This window comes from Micromonospora sp. NPDC049836, assembly GCF_044465125.1.
Taxonomy (GTDB): domain Bacteria; phylum Actinomycetota; class Actinomycetes; order Mycobacteriales; family Micromonosporaceae; genus Micromonospora.
In genome coordinates, this window is the sequence record NZ_JBITLH010000003.1 from 578,891 (window position 1) to 596,120 (window position 17,230).

The following is a 17,230-nucleotide window of genomic DNA, read 5'->3' on the forward strand; positions in this document are numbered from 1 at the left end:
CCGGCGGGCGGTGGACCGGTCAGATCAACCGCAGCTCGCGGGCCCGCCGGACCGCCTCGCGCCGGCGGGTCGCGTCGAGCTTGCGGTAGATGTTGCGGACGTGGGTCTTCACCGTGTTGACCGACAGCGACAGCTCGCTGGCGATCTCCACGTTGGACAGGATGCTCTGCAGGTAGCGCAGGATGGTCAGCTCCCGCTCGGTGAGCGGTTCGTCCAGCGCCCGCGCCGGCGCCGGCGCCCGCTCCGCCGGCCCGTCGGCGTCCCGCTCGTCGGCGCCGCGGACCAGCTCGCTCACCGTCGCCCAGTGCGCCGTGCCCGAGTCGAGGTGGGCGGCGAGCAGGTCGCGTACCCCCGGCTCGGGGCGGGTGAAGTCGCGCCGGTACCCCTCCGGCGCGGCCAGGTCGAGCACCTGCTCCAGGATCCGCCCGGCCCGCCGCTCGTCGCCCGCGTCGCGGGCCAGCACGGCGTCGAGCAGCCCGGCGCGGACCCGTACCGGCCGCGGCCACGACCGGGCGTCCGGCCCGGCCCAGTCCGGCAGCGCCCGCTCGGCGGCCCGCCGGTCCCCGGCCCGCAGCTCGACCCGGGCCAGTGCCACCCCCAGCGCCGCCGCCACCGCCCCGGCCACCGCCGCGTCCGGCCCGCCTTCCCCCTCGTCCAGCGCGTCGGTGAGCAGGGCGCGGGCCGTGTCCACGTCGCCGACCGCGGCGCGCACCTGCGCCTCGGCGGCGGTCAGGCCGGCGGCCGGCTCCACCCCGGGCGCGGTCTCCCGGGCCGCCCCAAGGGTGCGCAGGGCGGCGGCCGGGTCGCCCGCCGCGACCAGCAGCTCGGCCCGGCAGAGCGCGGCCAACGCCGCCACGCTCGGCGCCGCGCTGGCCGGGCCGGCCAGGGCCAGGTTCGCCGCGGCCTCCGTCGGGTCGTCCCGCTCCCCGGCGACCAGGGCCAGCGCCAGGTACGCGTACCCGCGGTCCACCTGGCCGGACCAGCCCTGCCCGGGCGGCATCGCCAACGCCTCCCGCGCGGTCCGCTCGGCCGCCCGCAGCTCGCCCCGGGCCGCGTCGAGCAACGCCGACCGGCTGGCGCAGACCAGTTCGGTGCGCGGCCGGCCCGCCTCCCGGGCGGCGGCCAGCGCCTCGGCGAACCGCTCCCCGGCGGCGGTCAACGCCCCCTCGGCGAGCGCCACCAGGCCCAGCGCGGTCCCGGCGACCGCCCGGATGTCGGCCTCCTCCCCGGCGCCCGCGCGTGGATCGCCCGACCCGGCCGGGACGGGACCGGTGGCGCGCAGCCGGGCCGCGACCCGGCGTACCTCCGCATGGTCGCCGGCGAGCCGGGCCAGGGTGAGTTCCAGCGCGGCGGCCAGCCGGCGGACCCGGTCCCGGCGCGGGACGGGCAGCTCGGCGGCGTGGCCGGCGCCCTCCCGCAGGTGCCCGGCGGCGGCGTCGAGGTCCCCGGCGTACGCCCGCTCGGCGGCGCAGGCCAGCGCCAGCTCCGGATCCCGGCGGACCGCCGCCGCGGGCGGCGCGGCGGGCGGCGCCCCGGCCCGGTCGTCCCCGTCGTACGGCAACAGCTCCGGCCAGCGGGTGATCAGCAGCTCGGTGGCCCGGTCCCAGTCGCCTCCGGCCAGCGCATGCCGCAGCGCCTCGGCCGGCCGGCCGTTGCCCGCGTACCAGCCGGCCGCCCGCAGGTGCAGCTCGCGCAGCTCGTCATGGGGCAGCCGGGACAACTCGTCGCGGAGCACCTCGGCTAGCAGTTGATGGCACCGGTACCAGGGCGGCGCGCCCCCGTCGTGGTGCACGAAGCCGCCCGACCGGGCCAGGTCGGCCAGCACCTGCCCGGCATCGGCCCGCCCGGTCACCGCCTCCGCGAGGTCGGCGCAGACGGCCGCCGCGACGGCACTGCGCCGCAGCACGTCCCGGGCGTCCGGGTCCAGCGGGGCCAGCACCTCGTCGCGCAGGTACGCGGCCACGTCCGGCTGGTCGCCGCCGAACCGCTCGACCGCCCACCCCGGGTCCGCCCCGCCACGCAGCGCCAGCGCGGCGAAGCGCAGCCCGGCCGGCCAGCCGCCGGTGCGGTCGCGCAGCCGGGGCACCACCGCGGCGGGCAGCGGCACCCCGTGCGCCACCAGCAGGTCGGCCACCTCGTCGTCGGTGAACGCCAGCTCCGCCGGGCCGAGTTCGGTCAGCTCGCCGGCCAGCCGCCAGCGGTGCAGCGCCAGCGGCGGCTCGGTCCGCGCCCCGACCACCAGCCGCAGCCGCCCCTCGGTGTGCCGGAGCAGGAACTCCAGGCCGGCCAGGGCGCCGGGGTCGGTGATCCGGTGCAGGTCGTCGAGGACCAGCAGCACCGGACGGTCCCGGGCGGCGAGCGCGGCGGCGAGCAGTTCGAGCTGGTCGGGGCGGGGCGGGGCGTCCGGCACCGGCGACCCACCCGGCTCGGGTGCTCCCGTGACGGCGCCGCGCAGGGCGGCCGCCAGGTAGGACCAGAGCCGTTCCCCGGTGTCCCCGCCCTCCACCGACACCCAGGCGGGCGGTGGCTCGGCCCGGGTGGCGCGCGCCCAGGCGGCGAGCAGGGTGGTCTTGCCCCAGCCCGCCGGCGCGGCGACCAGGGTCACCGGGCCGGCCGTTCCGGCTTCCAGCAGGTCCACCAGTCGCGGCCGCAGCAGCAGCGGCCCGGGCGGCGCGGGCGCGGCCAACCGGGACGCCAGCAGCGGCGGCCCACCCGGCGCGGCGTCCACCGGCACGACGCCACCACCCGGCGCGGCAGTCACCGGCACCGGGTCGTCGCCCGGCGCGGCGTCCGGCGGCACGGTGACGTCGCCGGGCGTTCCGGCCACCTCGACGCGGTCAGCCTCCTGCGCCATGCGCCCTCCCCCGTCGCGTCCACTCCCCCGCGGCCGTGCGCTGCGCGGTTACCCGGCCCGGACCGGTTCACCCCTTCGGGGCGAGCCGGCTTCACCCGGCCGGGCCCGACGCTGGCGGTACGCGGGCGGCCGGCCGCGCGTGACCGGCCGCCCGACGCCCCGCGACGACGGGAGGAACAGGTGGCACGGATGGGACGGCTGACCGGTGGCGTGATCACCCTGGTGGTCGCGGCCGGGGTGACCGCCGCGCGCGCCCTCGTACGCCGGGAAGGGGTCCGGTCGGGCCCGGCCGGAACCGATCCGCGGCCCGGACGCTGGCAGGTGGTCACGGTGGCCGGCCGGCCCGAGGAGCTGCTCCCCGGCGGGCGGTGGCCGGAACCGCTGCGCCGGCTCGACGGGGCGGTGGAGCTGTCCGCCCGACCGGCGCCCGGCGGGCGCGGCACCGAGTTGGCGGCCCGGCCGCTCGGCGGGGAGCCGGAGCTGCCCGGACTCGCCGCCCACCTGGTCGGGGACGAGCCCGGCCGGTTCGTGCGGCAGGTGCTGCGGGAGGTCAAGCAGCTCGCCGAGACCGGCGAGGTGCTGCGCGCCGACCGCTCCCGGCTGGACCGCCCGGGGACGACCGGGTGAGAGCACTCTGCTGGGCAGGCGCCGACGGGCTGGTGGTGCGCCAGGTCCCCGACCCGGAGCTGCGCAACGCCCAGGACATGATCGTCCGGATGCGACGCAGCGCCACCTGCGGGGCGGACCTGCCGCTGCTGGCCGGCCGGCTCCCCCACCTGGCCGTCGGCGACGTGCTCGGGCACGAGTTCGTCGGCGAGGTGGTCGAGGTCGGGCCGGAGGTGCGCCGGCACCGGGTCGACGACCGGGTGGTGGTCTGCGCCTCCATCGCCTGCGGCGCCTGCTGGTTCTGCCGGCAGGGCAACTACGGCTGCTGCGACAACGGCGCCCCGGCGGCCACCGAGCCGGCCTGGGGCGAGAGCGCCGCCGGCTGCTACGGCCACCCCGCCCGGTCCGGCGGCTTCGCCGGCAGCCACGCCGAGTACGTCCGGGTGCCCTACGCCGACGTCGGCGCGTTCACCGTGCCCGAGGGGGTCAGCGACGACCGGGCGGTCTTCGCCGCCGAGGCGGCGCCGACCGGCTGGATGGGCGCCGAGCTGGGCGAGGTGTCGCCCGGCGACGTGGTGGCGGTCTGGGGCGCGGGCGCGGTGGGGCAGCTCACCGCCGGGGCGGCGGTGCTGCGCGGCGCGGCCCGGGTGGTGATCGTCGACGACGACGACCAGCGGCTACGGATGGCCGCCCGGCACGCCGGCGCGGAGCCGCTCAACTACCGCTACGTGGACGTCCTCGCGGAGCTGCGGGAACGCAGCGGCGGCCGGGGCCCGGACGTGTGCGTGGAGGCGGTCGGCATGGGGGCCGACCGGCGGGGACGGTTCGGCCGGCTCGGCGACGGCGGGGAGCGGCCGACGGCGCTGCGCGAGGCGGTGCACGCCTGCCGCAAGGGCGGCACCGTGGTGGTGCTCGGCACCTGGACCGGCGTCGTCGACGCGTTCCCGCTCGGCGCGGTGCTGACCAAGGGGCTGACCGTGCGCAGTGGCCGGCAGCACGGGCAGCGCTGGATCCCGACCCTGCTGGACCGGATGGCCCGCGACGAGCTGCGGACCGAGCACCTGGCCACCCACCGGCTGCCGCTGGAGCGGGCCGCACACGGCTACGCGCTGTTCCGGGACCGGGCGGACGGCTGCGTACGGGCGGTCTTCTCCCCGTGAGCCGCCGGCCCCCGTTGGTGGCACACTCGGCGGATGCGCGACGACCGCCCGTACGACCTCGTCCTCTTCGGCGCCACCGGGTTCACCGGCGGCCTGACCGCCGAGTACCTGGCCCGGCACGCCCCGGACGGGCTGCGCTGGGCCCTCGCCGGCCGCAACCCGGGCAAGCTGGCGGCGGTGCGGGACCGCCTCGTCGCCATCGACGCCGGCCTGGCGGAGCTGCCGCTGCTGACCGCCGACGTCACCGATCCGGGGTCGCTGCGCGCCGTCGCGGAGGCCGCCCGGGTGGTCGCCACCACCGTCGGCCCGTACGTGCACCACGGCGAGCCGCTGGTCGCGGCGTGCGCGGCCGCCGGCACCGACTATCTCGACATCACCGGCGAGCCGGAGTTCGTCGACCTCATGTACGTCCGGCATCACGCCGAGGCGGTCCGTACCGGCGCGCGGCTGGTGCACGCCTGCGGCTTCGACTCGATCCCGCACGACCTGGGCGCCTGGTTCACCGTCCGGCAACTGCCGACGGACGGGCCGGTGACCGTGGACGGCTACGTGCGGGCCGGCGGCCGGTTCTCCGCCGGGACGTACCACTCGGCGCTGACCGCGTTCTCCCGCACGGCGCAGATGAGCCGCGCGGCGAAGGCCCGCCGGGCCGTCGAGCCGCGGCCGGCGGGCCGCCGGGTCCGGGCGGTGCCCGGGAAGGTCGGCCGGGCCACCGAGATCGGCATGTGGGCGGTGCCGCTGCCGACCATCGACCCGCAGGTGGTCCGCCGGTCGGCGGCGGCCCGCCCGGAGTACGGCCCGGACTTCCGCTACCGGCACTTCGCCGCGGTGAAGCGGCTGCCCACGGTGCTGGCCGCGGGGGTGGGCCTGGCCGGCCTGGTCGGGCTGGTGAAACTGCCGCCGACCCGGCGCTGGCTGCTCGGGCGGCTCTCCTCCGGGCAGGGGCCGAGCGCGCAGCAGCGGGCGAAGTCCTGGTTCCAGGTGCGGTTCGTCGGCACCGGCGGCGGACGGACGGTGCTCACCGAGGTGGCCGGCGGGGATCCCGGGTACGACGAGACCGCGAAGATGCTCGCCGAGTCGGCGCTCTGCCTGGCCTTCGACGACCTCCCGCCGACCGCCGGTCAGGTGACCACGGTGACCGCGATGGGCGACGCCATGCTGGACCGCCTGGTCCGGGCGGGGATGACCTTCCGGGTGGTCGGCGCTTGACCCTCGACCGGGTTGAGGGCCCAGGATCCGGCGTTGTGGAGAGCGACCTGCGCAGCATCGGCGAGCTGGCCCGGGCCAGCGGCCTGACGGTCAGCGCGCTGCGGTTCTACGACCGGTCCGGGGTGCTGGTGCCGGCCTTCGTCGACCCGGTCACCGGCTACCGCTGGTACACCGACGAGCAGGTGGCCCCGGCCCGGCTGGTCGCCGGGCTGCGCCGGGTCGGAATGCCGCTGGCGGGGATCGCCGAGGCGCTGCGGGACCGGCACCGGCCGGCCGCGGTGCACCGGCTGCTGGACGCGCACCTGCGCCGGCTGGAGGACGGCCTCGCCGACGCCCGCCGTGAGCTCTCCCGGATCCGTACGCTGATCGAACCGGAGGAGTTCCCCGTGACCACCCGCCTCGTGCTGTCCCGCGTCGACCTGGCCGCCGCCGTCGACGCCGTCCGTTTCGCCGTCGGCACCGACCCGGAACTGCCGGTGCTGGCCGGCGTGCTGCTGGACGTCGAACCGGACGGCGTCCGGCTGGTCGCCACCGACCGGCACCGGCTGGCGGTGGCCCGGGTGGTCGCGACGGTCGACGGGCCGGCGCTGCGCGTGCTGCTCCCGGTCGACGCGGTCGACGCGCTGCGCGCCCTGCTGGACACCGGCGTCGAGATCACCCCGGCGGCCCACCTCACCGTGTTGCCGGAGCGGGTGGAGGTCGCGGTCGCCGGCCGGATGGTGTCCGCCGTCCCGCTGCCCTACGACTATCCCGACTACCGGCGGTTGCTGCACGGCTCGACCGGCTCGACCGGCTCGCCCACCTACCGGGTGCCGGTCGACGTGGCCGCGCTGCGCGGCGCGCTCACCGCGGCCGGTGCGCCGGTGCTGATCCGGGAGTACGCGGGGACGCCGCACGAGGTGACCGTGCTCGGCCTGGACGAGCGGGGCGCCCTGCACGTGGTCGGGCCGGACGAGGCGGTCGCGCACGCGGTGCGGATCGGGGTCAACCGGGAGTACCTGTTGGACGCCCTGGACGCCGGGGGCCGGGGCCAGCTGGTGTTGGAGCTGGACGGCCCGATCGCCCCGCTGGCGCTGCGCCGCCCGGACGGCGCGGACGCGTTCTCGATCCTCATGCCGGTGCGCCTCTGACGGCTTGCGGCGGCCCGGCCGCCGGGCTGGCCGTCCGGTGCCCGACCCCGACCCCGGCTCGGTGCCCCCGACCCAACGCCGCCGTCCCCGCCGCCAGCAGCACGCGGGCCCGCCAGGGTGGGTCCGGTCCGGCGACCGCCGTTCATCACCCAGCGTGATCGCGCCGGCGGGCACCGGCATCATCACGTACGGTCACCCGAGTCGTGCGGCGACGACCGCCGCCCGCGGCCTTCCCGCCCGGGGCGGACCGGGCCGGCCGGGCCGCGACGGTAGCATCTGGGGGTCCCACCTGACTGCCTGGACGGAGGCGTACGGAGCAGCATGCTCGACATGGAGTTGATCCGGAAGGATCGCGAGGCGGTGGCAACCGCGCTCGCGAAGCGTCTGGATCCCGCCGAGGTCAATCGGGCGCTGGACGAGATCCAGCGGCTCGACCAGGAACGCCGCGCCCTCATCACGGAGATCGACGCCGAGCGGCAGCGCCGCAAGGCCGAGGCGCGGGCGTACGCGCAGGCGAAGCGCTCCGGCAGTACGCCGGAGCCGGCCGCGCCCGAGGCGGAGCGCAAGCAGCTCGCCGAGCTGGAGTCCCAGCTGGACGAGGTGCAGTCCCGGCTGCGCGGCACCATGAGCGAGCTGCCCAACCTGCCCGCCGACGACGTGGTCGCCGGCGGCAAGGAGGCCAACCGGGTGGTGCGGACCTTCGGCGAGCCGCCGGCCATCGAACAGGTCCGCGACCACGTGGAGCTGAGCCGGGCGCTCGGGCTGGTCGACCACGAGCGCGGCGTCAAGCTCGGCGGCTCCGGCTTCTGGATGTACACCGGGATGGGCGCCCGCCTGGAGTGGGCGCTGGTCAACTGGCTGATCGAGCAGAACATCGAGGCCGGGTACGAGTTCCTGCTCCCGCCGCACCTGCTGCTGGACTCGGCCGGCTTCGCCGCCGGCCAGTTCCCCAAGTTCTACGACGACGTCTACCACCTGGACAAGCAGTCCGCGCCGCGCGGGCAGTTCCTGCTGCCCACCGCCGAGACGGCGATCCTCGGCGCGTTCCAGGACGAGATCCTGGAGACCGCGAAGCTGCCGCTGAAGGCGTTCGCCTACACCCCGTGCTACCGGCGGGAGGCGGCCGGCTCGCACTCCGACGAGCGCGGCACGGTGCGGGGTCACCAGTTCAACAAGGTGGAGATCTTCCAGTTCACCCTGCCGGAGCAGGCCGACACCGCGCTGGCGGCGATGGTCGCCCACGTGGAGGGCCTGGTCGGCAAGCTCGGGCTGCACCACCAGACCAGCCTGCTCGCGGCCGGCGACGCCAGCGCGGCGATGAAGAAGACCCTCGACGTCGAGGTCTGGATGCCGAGCACCGGCAAGTACAAGGAGGTGTCGTCGGTCTCCTGGGGCGGCGACTACCAGGCCCGCCGGGCGGCCATCCGCTACCGCGAGCCGGGCGGCAAGCAGACCCGCTTCGTGCACACGTTGAACGGGTCGGCGCTGGCCACCAGCCGGCTCTTCCCGGCCATCCTGGAGCAGTTCCAGCAGCCCGACGGCTCGGTGCTGGTGCCGGAGGTGCTCCACGACAATCTCGGCACCGACCGGCTCACCCCGGTCCGCTGAGCAGAGCGGTCCCGCGGTGACGGCGGGGCCTGGGCGTCGCCCGGGTCCCGCCGTTCGCCGTCACCAGGCCCGGTCCACCCCGACGGCCGCCGCGCCGAGCATGCCCGCGCTGAGCGCGAGCAGCGGGCCACCGGTCATCCCCGGGCCAGCGCCGCAACCTGACGGGTCAGGGCCTCGCCGTCGAGGAAGCCCTGGTGCACGACCCGGCCGTCCCGGTCGATGATCACGAAGGTGCTCTGCTCGACCACCTCGAAGCGCCGCCACAGCGCCCCGCCCCGGTCGTCGAGCTGCGTGGTACCGGCCAGGTCGAACTCGGCGACGAACTCCTTCATCGCCCGCTGCTCACCCAGCCCGGCGACCCCGACGATGGGCACGGTGTCCCGGTACGCGGGGGCGATCTCGGCGACCGTCCACGCCTGACTGGCGCAGGTGGCGCACCAGGGCGCCCAGAACCACAGCACCACCGGCCGCCCGGCCAGGGCGGCGGCGGAGAACGCCGTACCGTCGAGGGTCTTCGCGGTGAATGCCAGCGTCTCGGGCACCCGGGCCGGGACCGACGGGGCGGCCGGCCGCGCCGAGCCGGTCGGGGCCGGCGACGCGGGGGCCACGGCGCCGACCGGCGCGGCCCGCTCCGGGGCGACCGCGCAGGAGACGGGGGCGGCCAGCGCCACGGCGAGCGCGACGGCGGAGACGAGGCGGCGGGCCGGCCGGTCCGGCGCCGGTGAACTGCGGGACATCCGCGCCTCCTCTGGCGTCGGCTACTCGGCCCGGACCAGCCGGAGCGCGAGTTCGGGGCAGACCTTCACGGCCTTGAGCGCGCCCTCCCGCAGCCAGGTGGGCACCGGCGTGGTGGGGAAGGCGGGGTAACCGTTGCCGTCGAGCCGGATGAAGTCCGGCACCACGTGGGCGCAGAGTCCGTGCCCGTCACAGCGGGACCAGTCCAGGGTGAGCTTCTGCGGGTTGCCGTCGGGCGCCCCGGGCAGGCCCATCACGCCCTTGACCCGCTTGCCGCACCCCTCGCCGGTGGCGTGCAGCCGCAGGTCCTCGGCGAACACCTCCATGGCGGAGAGGGCGAAACGCGCGGTGCCGTCGGGGTGACTGCACGCGCCCCGACCCTTCACGTCGCCGGCCGCGGCGCGGACCACCTCGACCGGCGCGCTGCCGGAGACCGCGAGGTCGACCGCGCGGGCCAGGTCGGGCAGGCCCATCTTGCAGGGGCCGCACTGCCCGGCGGACTCACCGGCCAGGTAGCGGACCACCTGGGCGGCCTCACCGAGCGGGCAGGTGTCCCGGCCGAGCGGGACGATGATGCCGGCGCCGAGGGTGCCGCCGACGGCGGCGAGACCCTTGCGGGAGACCTCCGCCCGGTCCGCCGCCTCCGGCGTGATCCATTTGCCGTGGTAGCCGCCCATCAGGATGCCGGGCCCGTCGGGCACCTCGCACAGGTCGAGGATGTCCCGCAGCGGGGTGCCGGCGGCACACTCCACCACGGCCGGCCGCTTCGCCGCCCCGGTGACGGTGAGCAGCACGGTCCCCGGCTCGTCGTCGGTGCCCAGCGCCGCGTACTCGTACGGGCCGATCCGGGCCGCCACCGCGACCTGGGCGTACGTCTCGGCATTGGAGAGCAGGGTGGGCAGCCCGCTCACCCCCGAGTCGCTGGACCGCCTCTTGGTGCCCGGCGGGATGTGCGGCAGCCCGTTGATGCCGTTGACCAGCGCGCCGCCCTCCCCCGAGATGAACCGGTGCGGCACGGTGACCACGGTGGTCGGCACCGGCATCCGCCGCTCCTGCAACGCCTCGGTCAGCGACGGGCGGCCGATGTCGTCGTCGGCCACGCCGATGACGATCTCCTCGGCGTCCAGCGCGTACGCGGCCAGCGCCGCGCCGTCCAGGATCAGGTGCGGGGCCCGGGTGAGCAGGACCTTGTCCTTCCAGCTCGCCGGCTCGCCCTCGGTGGCGTTGACCACCACGACGGCGGAGAGGTCCTGCCGCTCGCAGGACTCCAGCACGGCGCGCAGCTTCCGGGCGAACGGGAAGCCGGCGCCGCCCTTGCCCTTGAGGTCGATGGCCTCGGCGAGCCGCAGCAGGGCGGCCGGTTCCATCGGCCCGATCGGGCCGTGCACGTCCTCGTGGGCCAGCAGGTCGAGCCGGCCGAACTCGGCGAAGCCGGCGGTGAGGCGGGGCTCGCCGACGCAGGCGACCGGCGGCACGGTCGTCCGCATCACTTCGCCTCACCCCGCAGCCCGGCCCAGTACGCGCCGTCGACGGCGTCGGCGTCGGCCCGGCGGCGGCGCCGGCCGGAGCGGCCCTCCCCGGCGGCCCGCAGCGCCCGGCGGGAGGCGAGGTCGACCAGGGTGGGAGTGTCGTCGACGAAGACCTCCTCGGGGGCGTACCGGGCCGGCGGGCGCCAGTAGTCCGGCTCCTCCGGTACGTCCGCCTCGACGCTGTGCCGGCCGGCGTCGCTGCGCGGCTCGGCCGAGATCGGGTTGCCCGAGACGGGGCTGCCGGAGATGGGGCCCGCCGAGATCGGCTCGCCCGAGACCGGCCGGGCCGACCAGCGGCGCGGGCTGTCCCACGGCTCCTCCGGCTGGTCGGTGCGGCGGGGCGGGACCGAGTAGCGGGTACCGGGGTCCGGCGGGGCGGAGTGGCGGCCACCGGCGTCCGGCGGGGCGGAGTGCCGGGCGGCGGTCCGGGACCGGCGACCGGCCCGCTCCTCCTCGTCCCGGTAGCGGCGGGTCGACCGCTCGGCGTCGCGCTCCTCGCGGCGCTGGTCCGGCCGCTCGTCGGTGCGCCGCGCCGACCGGTCCGCGTCGCGCCGCCCGGACCGCTCGTCGGTGCGCGTCGGCCGGTCCTCCTCGCGCCGGGCCGGGCGTCCGCCGCCGCGCCGCGCGGCCGGGGCCAGCTCGGCCGCGCCGGAGACCGGCTCCGCCGTGGCCCGGCGGCGGGTCGCCGCCGCCCGGACCGGCTCGCGCAGCGAGCCCGGCTCCGGCACCACGGGTACGGCGAACCGCTCCGGGTCGCGGCGGCGGGCGGTGCCGGCCGGCGCGGTCCAGGTGGCGGTCGCCTCCGCCCAGCTCGATTCCCGCCGGCCGGACCGGCTCTCCTTCTCCTCCCGGCCGCCCGCCCGCTTGCGGGTGAGCCCGGCGAGCAGGCCCTTCCCGTCCTCGGCCCGGCCGGTCATCGCCTTGTTGAGCGCGGCGGCCTGGTGCTGCTCGCGGCTGCGGCGGCCGAGGTGCACGGAGAGGCGGACCAGCAGCGCCAGCACCACCAGCAGCACGCAGGCCAGGTAGCTCAGCAGCACCCAGGTGCTCGCCGCCCGCCCCGCGTTGAGTCCGTGCAGCAGCGCGAACGGCCAGGAGAGGTACGCCAACGAGTGCAACGCGCGCCAGAACCACTTGGGTCCGACCCCGGCGAAGCGGACCCGGACCAGGCCGGTCCAGAGCACGCTCACCATGAGGAAGGCGGCCACGGTGCCGAGCCCGACGTAGAGGCCACGGCCGCCGATGAACGGCACGAGCGCGTCGGTGGGCGCGGCCCGGCCGGTGGCCACCTTGGTGATGACGTGGCAGACCAGCCCGGCCACGCCGAGGATGCCGGTGGCCCGGTGGGCGGACTGGAGCAGCACCCGGTGCGGGATCCGCAGCACCAGCCGGTCGGTGGCGAGCAGCCCCATCATCACGGTGAGGCTGAGCGAGACCAGGGCGACGACCCCGGCGAAGAACTCGGTGAAGAAGAATCCGTACGCGTACAGGGCGCCGCCCGCGCCGGCTAGCTCGACGCCGGCCCACGCGGCGGCGAGCGCGGACCCGCCGAGCGCGACCATCGCGGGCTTCGACATGGTCCGGACGCCACGGCTGGTGCTGGCGGTGCGGACGGTCGTCGGCTTCTCGTTCTGTTGTGCCCGGGCCATCTGCTCCTCGATCGTCTCGCGGCGGCGCCCCCACCGACCGGTGCCTGCTCCCTCCTCCTGTACGGACGGACGGCGTGGACGGATCAGCCCGGTGGCGAATTTCTCGGCCGGTTCGTCGAACCGGCCCGAGCCGGCGTGCGTGTAGCCGCATCCGGCGCGATACGCAACGACAGATGTCCATGCGTTGACAGGTTTTGCAACACGCTTGTAACCTTGCCGAAAATTTCAGGCCCCACTGCAAGAAGCGTGCAGCGGGCCTCGTTCCCCCGCACCGCCATCCCCGTCCCCCGCACCCCTCAGGAGTCCCGATGCATCGACCCGGATGCCGGCAGTCACGGCTCCAGCCCGGCGCTCCCGCGCCCGCCCCGCGCCGCCGCGCCGCGGCGGCGTCCCTCGCCCTGGCCCTGGCCGCCGGCCTGCTCGCCCCGGCCGCGCTGGCCGCGCCCCCGGCCGCCGCCGCCACCCCCGGCGGCAAGAAGGTCATCGTCCAGCTCTTCGAATGGAACTGGCCCTCGGTGGCCAACGAGTGCACCACCGTGCTCGGTCCCAAGGGCTACGGCTACGTCCAGGTCTCGCCGCCCCAGGAGCACGTCACCGGCAGCCCCTGGTGGGTCGCCTACCAGCCGGTCAGCTACCGGGTGGAGTCCCGCAAGGGCACCCGGGCGCAGTTCCAGTCCATGGTGAACACCTGCCACGCCGCCGGCGTGAAGGTCATCGTGGACGCCGTCATCAACCACATGTCGGGCCAGGACAACGGCGGCACCGGCTGGGCCGGCTCGTCGTACGGCCACTACAGCTACCCGGGCGTCTACGGCTCGGCCGACTTCCACTACTGCGGCCGCAACGGCGGCAACGACATCGCCAACTACGGCGACCGGTACGAGGTGCAGAACTGCGAGCTGGTCAACCTCGCCGACCTCAAGACCGAGTCCGACTACGTCCGGTCGCGGATCGCCGGCTACCTCAACGACCTGCTGTCGCTCGGCGTGGACGGGTTCCGGCTGGACGCCAGCAAGCACATGCCGGCCGCCGACATCGCCGCCATCAAGGGCAAGCTCTCCCGCTCGGCGTACCTGGTGCAGGAGGTCATCTACGGCGCCGGCGAGCCGATCCAGCCGACCGAGTACACCGGCAACGGCGACGTGCACGAGTTCCGCTACGGCAAGGACCTGGCCCGGATGTTCACCAGCGAGCGGCTGGCGTACCTGAGGAACTTCGGCGAGTCCTGGGGGTACCTGCCGGGCGGCCAGGCGGTGGTGTTCACCGACAACCACGACACCCAGCGCGACGGCGGGGTGCTGACCTACCGGGACCGCGGCGAGTACGCCCTGGCGAACGCCTTCATGCTGGCCTGGCCGTACGGCACGCCCGCGGTGATGTCGAGCTTCACGTTCAGCAACAAGGACCAGGGGCCGCCCTCGGACGCCGGCAACAAGACCCGCGACACCACCTGCTACTCCGGCTGGGAGTGCGAGCACCGCTGGCGGGTCATCGCCAACATGGTCGGTTTCGCCAACGCCGCCCAGGGCGCGGCGGTCGCCAACTGGTACGACAACGGCTGGCAGCACATCGCGTTCAGCCGGGCCGGCAAGGGCTACCTGACGGTCAACGACGAGGACTTCGCGATCACCGGCCGCTCGTACTACACCGGGCTGCCGGCCGGCCGGTACTGCGACGTCATCCACGGCGACTTCAGCAACGGCTCGTGCAGCGGGCCGGTGGTCACCGTCGACGCCAACGGCTGGTTCGCCGCGACCGTCAACGCGCACGACGCGATCGCCATCCACGTCGGGGCGAAGCTGTCCTGACCGCGGTCACCGTGGCGCGGCGCCCCGGCGGCGCCGCGCCACCGCGCCGACCACCCGCGCCACGGGCACCGACCACCCGCGCCACCACCGACCACCGGCGACCCGCGCCATCTGGCCGAACGGCGGGTTTCGGTCTACTACAGTCTGTATGTGCTGTTTGACCGATTGTTCTCCCGGTGGGCCCTCGGCTGGCTGCTCGCCGCCGTCGGCGTACCGCTGCTGATGGTGGCCGCGTTGCTGGTCGGGCGGGCGCTCACCGCCGACCCGGCGCCCGCGCGTACCCCGTTGGTCTCGGCCCCCCAGCCGCCGCCGGAGGAGCCGAGCCCGACACCGAGCGTGCCCCCGGCCGCACCGGCCCCGGACGACCTGCCGGTGGTCAGCTACGACCCGGCGCCCGGCGGTTTCCCCGCCGACCCCGGCGCGGGCGACACCCGGCCGCTCACCGAGGGGCTGTCGCCGACCCGCACCATCGCCGCGTACGACGCGCCGGGCGGGCGGCCCCGGGCCTTCCTCGCCCCGACCATCAGCGGGGTCGACGTGACCATGCCGATCGTCGACCGGCAGGTCGGCTGGACTGCGGTGCTGCTGCCCTCGGCGACCCGGCGGATCGCCTGGCTGCCGGCCGGCGGTTGGCAGACCATCGCGCTGCCCGACCAGCTCGTGGTGGAGCGCCGGACGCACCGGCTCACCTGGTTTCACGACGGCCGCGCGGTCCGGTCCTGGCCGGTCAGTCTCGGCATGCCCGGTCAGGCCACCCCGCTCGGCCGCACCTTCGTGCTGGGCCGCACGCCCCCGCCGCAGGACGTCTACGGCGGCGTGGACATCTTCGCGCTGGGCGCGATCCCCGACGAGCCGGACGCGGTGCCGACCGGGCTGCGCGGCGCCCACATCGGACTGCACAGCTGGCACAACGACGACACGCTCGGCCAGAACGTCACCAACGGCTGCATCCGGCTGACCCGCAGCGGCCAGCGGCAGCTCCTGGCCGCGCTGCGGCCGGGCACCGAGGTGGTGGTGGTCGACCGCCTCGCCACCCCGCCCCCGACCGCCTGAGCCGACCGCCGGCACCGACCGCCGGGTCGCCGACCGACCGCCGGCGCCGCCAACCACCCGCCGGCACAGCCCCACCCGTCGACACAGCCCCGGCCGCCGGGCCGGTCGCTCAGTCGCCGAGCAGCCAGCCGTTCTCCTCGGCGACCCGGACCGCGTCGGCCCGGTTGCGGGCGCCGGTCTTGCCGATCGCGGCGGAGAGGTGGTTGCGCACCGTCCCCTCCGACAGGTGCAGCGTCGCGGCCAGGTCGGCGACCGTCCCGCCGGCCCGGGCGGTACGCAGCACCTCGGTCTCCCGGTCGGTGAGCGGGCTCGGCCCGGTGGCCAGGGTCTCCGCGGCCAGGGTGGGGTCGACCACGCGCAGCCCGGCGTGCACCCGGCGGACCGCGTCGGCGAGCTGCCGGGCCGGGGTGTCCTTGACCACGAAGCCGTTGGCGCCGGCCTCCATCGCCCGGCGCAGGTAGCCGGGGCGCCCGAAGGTGGTCACCACCAGCACGCGGCACCCGGGCAGCGCGGCCCGCAGCGCCGCGGTCGCCGCGATGCCGTCCAGGCCTGGCATCTCCACGTCGAGCAGCGCCACGTCGGGCCGGGTCCGGCGGGCCTCGGGGACCACCTCGTCACCGCGGCCCACCTCGGCCACCACAGTCAGGTCCGGCTCCAGCGACAGCAGCGCGGCCAGGGCGCCCCGGACCAGCGCCTGGTCGTCGGCGAGCAACAGCTTGATCGGCTCGGTCACCCGGTCATCCTCCGGGCCGCTCGTCGGCGCCCGCGGGCAGGGCCACCCGGAGCCGGAAGCCCGGCCCGTCGGGGCGGCGGCCGACGGTGACCGTGGCGTCCAGCCGCCGGGCCCGCTCCCGCAGCCCGACCAGGCCGTGACCGGTCGCGCCCGGCTCGCCGGCCGGCCCCCGGCCGTCGTCGCGGATCTCCACCGCCGACGGGTCCACCCGGATCTCGCAGCACCGCGCGCCGCTGTGCCGGACCACGTTCGTCACCGCCTCGCGGACCGTCCAGCCGAACAGCTCGTCCTGCTCGGCCGGCAGCGACGGCACCGTCTCCGGCAGCTCGGCGGTGATGCCCGCGGCGGCCAGCGCCGAGCGGGCGCCGGCCAGCTCCGTCGCGAGGCTCACCCCGCGGTACGCCCCGACGGTGCCGCGCACGTCGGCGAGGGCCTGCCGGGCCAACCGTTCCAGGTCGGCGATCTCACTGGCCGCCCGGGCCGGGTCCAGGGTCAGCAGCCGCCCGGCCAGCTCGGCCTTGACCGCCACCACGGTGAGCGAGTGCCCGAGGATGTCGTGCAGGTCGCGGGCGGCCCGGGCGCGCTCCTCGGCCACCGCGAGCCGGCGGATCTCCTCCTGCGCGCGCTGGAGTTCGGCGTTGCGCTGGGTCAGCCGGGTGACTCCGAACATCGCGAAGGAGGCGAGCAGCACCGCGAAGACGATCGTGCCCTCCGACTCCCAGCCGGGCACCAACGCGGCCGCCACCGGCGGCGCGAGCGCGGCCAGCGTCACCACCACGAACGCCGGCTTGCCCGGGAGCAGGAACACCGCCGCCGCGGCGACGAAGACCAGGGTGGTCAGCCAGTCGCCGTCGGTGCCCGGGATGCTGGCGAGCCCGAGCCCGACCAGCACCGCCAGGGCCGCCCAGGCCGGGGCGGGCGGGACGTCCCCGCCGCGCACCCGCCGCATCCGGGACCACTGGAAGACCCACACGTAGCAGAGGCCGAAGGCGACCAGGCTGCTCGCCCCGACCACCCGCCGCCACAGCTCGGGCTGGTGCAGGGCGGTGAGCAACGGGATGTTGAGGAAGAAGAGCCAGACCGCGGCCAGCAGCCAGCCGGTGAACCGCCAGTGTCGGCGGTTCACCGGCTGGTCCGGGTCCGGCGGCAGATGCATCCT

The 17,230-nt window shown here is 76.5% G+C and carries 13 protein-coding genes; 7 read left to right on the forward strand and 6 right to left on the reverse strand.

Going from position 1 to position 17,230, the window contains the following annotated elements; all coding sequences use genetic code 11:
• Positions 1–19: 19 nt before the first annotated feature.
• Positions 20–2,854 carry a LuxR C-terminal-related transcriptional regulator gene (locus ACIBPB_RS10570; protein WP_396839280.1) on the reverse strand — a complete coding sequence of 945 codons (2,835 nt, stop codon included), beginning with the start codon at positions 2,852–2,854 and terminating at the stop codon, positions 20–22.
• A 189-nt stretch (positions 2,855–3,043) separates the two neighbouring features.
• Between ACIBPB_RS10570 and ACIBPB_RS10575 the strand changes: the two genes are divergently transcribed.
• The 5 genes from ACIBPB_RS10575 (at position 3,044) to serS (ending at position 8,567) form a co-directional block, all read left to right on the forward strand.
• Positions 3,044–3,481: a hypothetical protein gene (locus tag ACIBPB_RS10575; protein ID WP_396839281.1), complete on the forward strand. Its 438-nt coding sequence runs from the start codon at positions 3,044–3,046 to the stop codon at positions 3,479–3,481.
• The gene (locus ACIBPB_RS10580) at positions 3,478–4,620 is read left to right on the forward strand and encodes an alcohol dehydrogenase catalytic domain-containing protein (RefSeq protein WP_396839282.1); all 1,143 of its coding nucleotides are present in this window, start codon (positions 3,478–3,480) and stop codon (positions 4,618–4,620) included. Before ACIBPB_RS10575 ends, ACIBPB_RS10580 begins: the two co-directional genes overlap by 4 nt.
• Before the next feature lie 33 nt (positions 4,621–4,653).
• Entirely contained in the window at positions 4,654–5,829 is a 1,176-nt protein-coding gene (locus ACIBPB_RS10585) for a saccharopine dehydrogenase family protein (RefSeq protein WP_396839283.1), read from the forward strand.
• Between the two features lie 47 nt (positions 5,830–5,876).
• Complete coding sequence (locus ACIBPB_RS10590; RefSeq protein WP_396839498.1) at positions 5,877–6,959, forward strand: MerR family transcriptional regulator; 1,083 nt, start codon at positions 5,877–5,879, stop codon at positions 6,957–6,959.
• Positions 6,960–7,280: 321 nt separating this feature from the next.
• Positions 7,281–8,567: a serine--tRNA ligase gene (serS, locus tag ACIBPB_RS10595; protein ID WP_396839285.1), complete on the forward strand. Its 1,287-nt coding sequence runs from the start codon at positions 7,281–7,283 to the stop codon at positions 8,565–8,567.
• A gap of 134 nt (positions 8,568–8,701) precedes the next feature.
• Here serS and ACIBPB_RS10600 read toward each other — a convergent pair whose 3' ends face one another.
• The 3 genes from ACIBPB_RS10600 to ACIBPB_RS10610 are packed head-to-tail and all read right to left on the reverse strand — an operon-like array spanning position 8,702 to position 12,477.
• Positions 8,702–9,304, reverse strand: coding sequence for a TlpA family protein disulfide reductase (locus ACIBPB_RS10600; protein ID WP_396839286.1), 603 nt, complete (start codon positions 9,302–9,304; stop codon positions 8,702–8,704).
• Between the two features lie 21 nt (positions 9,305–9,325).
• Positions 9,326–10,792 carry an NADH-ubiquinone oxidoreductase-F iron-sulfur binding region domain-containing protein gene (locus ACIBPB_RS10605; protein ID WP_396839287.1) on the reverse strand — a complete coding sequence of 489 codons (1,467 nt, stop codon included), beginning with the start codon at positions 10,790–10,792 and terminating at the stop codon, positions 9,326–9,328.
• Complete coding sequence (locus tag ACIBPB_RS10610; RefSeq protein ID WP_396839288.1) at positions 10,789–12,477, reverse strand: hypothetical protein; 1,689 nt, start codon at positions 12,475–12,477, stop codon at positions 10,789–10,791. The genes ACIBPB_RS10605 and ACIBPB_RS10610 overlap by 4 nt, the downstream gene beginning before the upstream one ends.
• 308 nt (positions 12,478–12,785) lie before the next feature.
• Between ACIBPB_RS10610 and ACIBPB_RS10615 the strand changes: the two genes are divergently transcribed.
• Positions 12,786–14,285: an alpha-amylase family glycosyl hydrolase gene (locus ACIBPB_RS10615; RefSeq protein ID WP_396839289.1), complete on the forward strand. Its 1,500-nt coding sequence runs from the start codon at positions 12,786–12,788 to the stop codon at positions 14,283–14,285.
• A 150-nt stretch (positions 14,286–14,435) separates the two neighbouring features.
• A complete protein-coding gene (locus tag ACIBPB_RS10620; protein WP_396839290.1) occupies positions 14,436–15,338 on the forward strand; it encodes a L,D-transpeptidase in 903 nt (300 codons plus the stop codon).
• 109 nt (positions 15,339–15,447) lie between these two features.
• On the opposite strand, the gene ACIBPB_RS10625 is transcribed toward ACIBPB_RS10620, so the two are convergent.
• Entirely contained in the window at positions 15,448–16,071 is a 624-nt protein-coding gene (locus tag ACIBPB_RS10625) for a response regulator transcription factor (protein WP_357325537.1), read from the reverse strand.
• Between the two features lie 4 nt (positions 16,072–16,075).
• A complete protein-coding gene (locus tag ACIBPB_RS10630; RefSeq protein WP_396839292.1) occupies positions 16,076–17,227 on the reverse strand; it encodes a sensor histidine kinase in 1,152 nt (383 codons plus the stop codon).
• Between the last annotated feature and the right edge of the window lie 3 nt (positions 17,228–17,230).

What these genes read in the sequence shown, in the direction of transcription:
- ACIBPB_RS10585 (WP_396839283.1), top strand. Translation starts at nt 4,654, where the DNA reads ATGCGCGACGACCGCCCGTACGACCTCGTCCTCTTCGGCGCCACCGGG.
- ACIBPB_RS10570 (WP_396839280.1), bottom strand. Translation starts at nt 2,854, where the DNA reads ATGGCGCAGGAGGCTGACCGCGTCGAGGTGGCCGGAACGCCCGGCGAC.
- ACIBPB_RS10630 (WP_396839292.1), bottom strand. Translation starts at nt 17,227, where the DNA reads ATGCATCTGCCGCCGGACCCGGACCAGCCGGTGAACCGCCGACACTGG.
- serS (WP_396839285.1), top strand. Translation starts at nt 7,281, where the DNA reads ATGCTCGACATGGAGTTGATCCGGAAGGATCGCGAGGCGGTGGCAACC.
- ACIBPB_RS10610 (WP_396839288.1), bottom strand. Translation starts at nt 12,477, where the DNA reads ATGGCCCGGGCACAACAGAACGAGAAGCCGACGACCGTCCGCACCGCC.
- ACIBPB_RS10575 (WP_396839281.1), top strand. Translation starts at nt 3,044, where the DNA reads ATGGGACGGCTGACCGGTGGCGTGATCACCCTGGTGGTCGCGGCCGGG.
- ACIBPB_RS10615 (WP_396839289.1), top strand. Translation starts at nt 12,786, where the DNA reads ATGCATCGACCCGGATGCCGGCAGTCACGGCTCCAGCCCGGCGCTCCC.
- ACIBPB_RS10600 (WP_396839286.1), bottom strand. Translation starts at nt 9,304, where the DNA reads ATGTCCCGCAGTTCACCGGCGCCGGACCGGCCGGCCCGCCGCCTCGTC.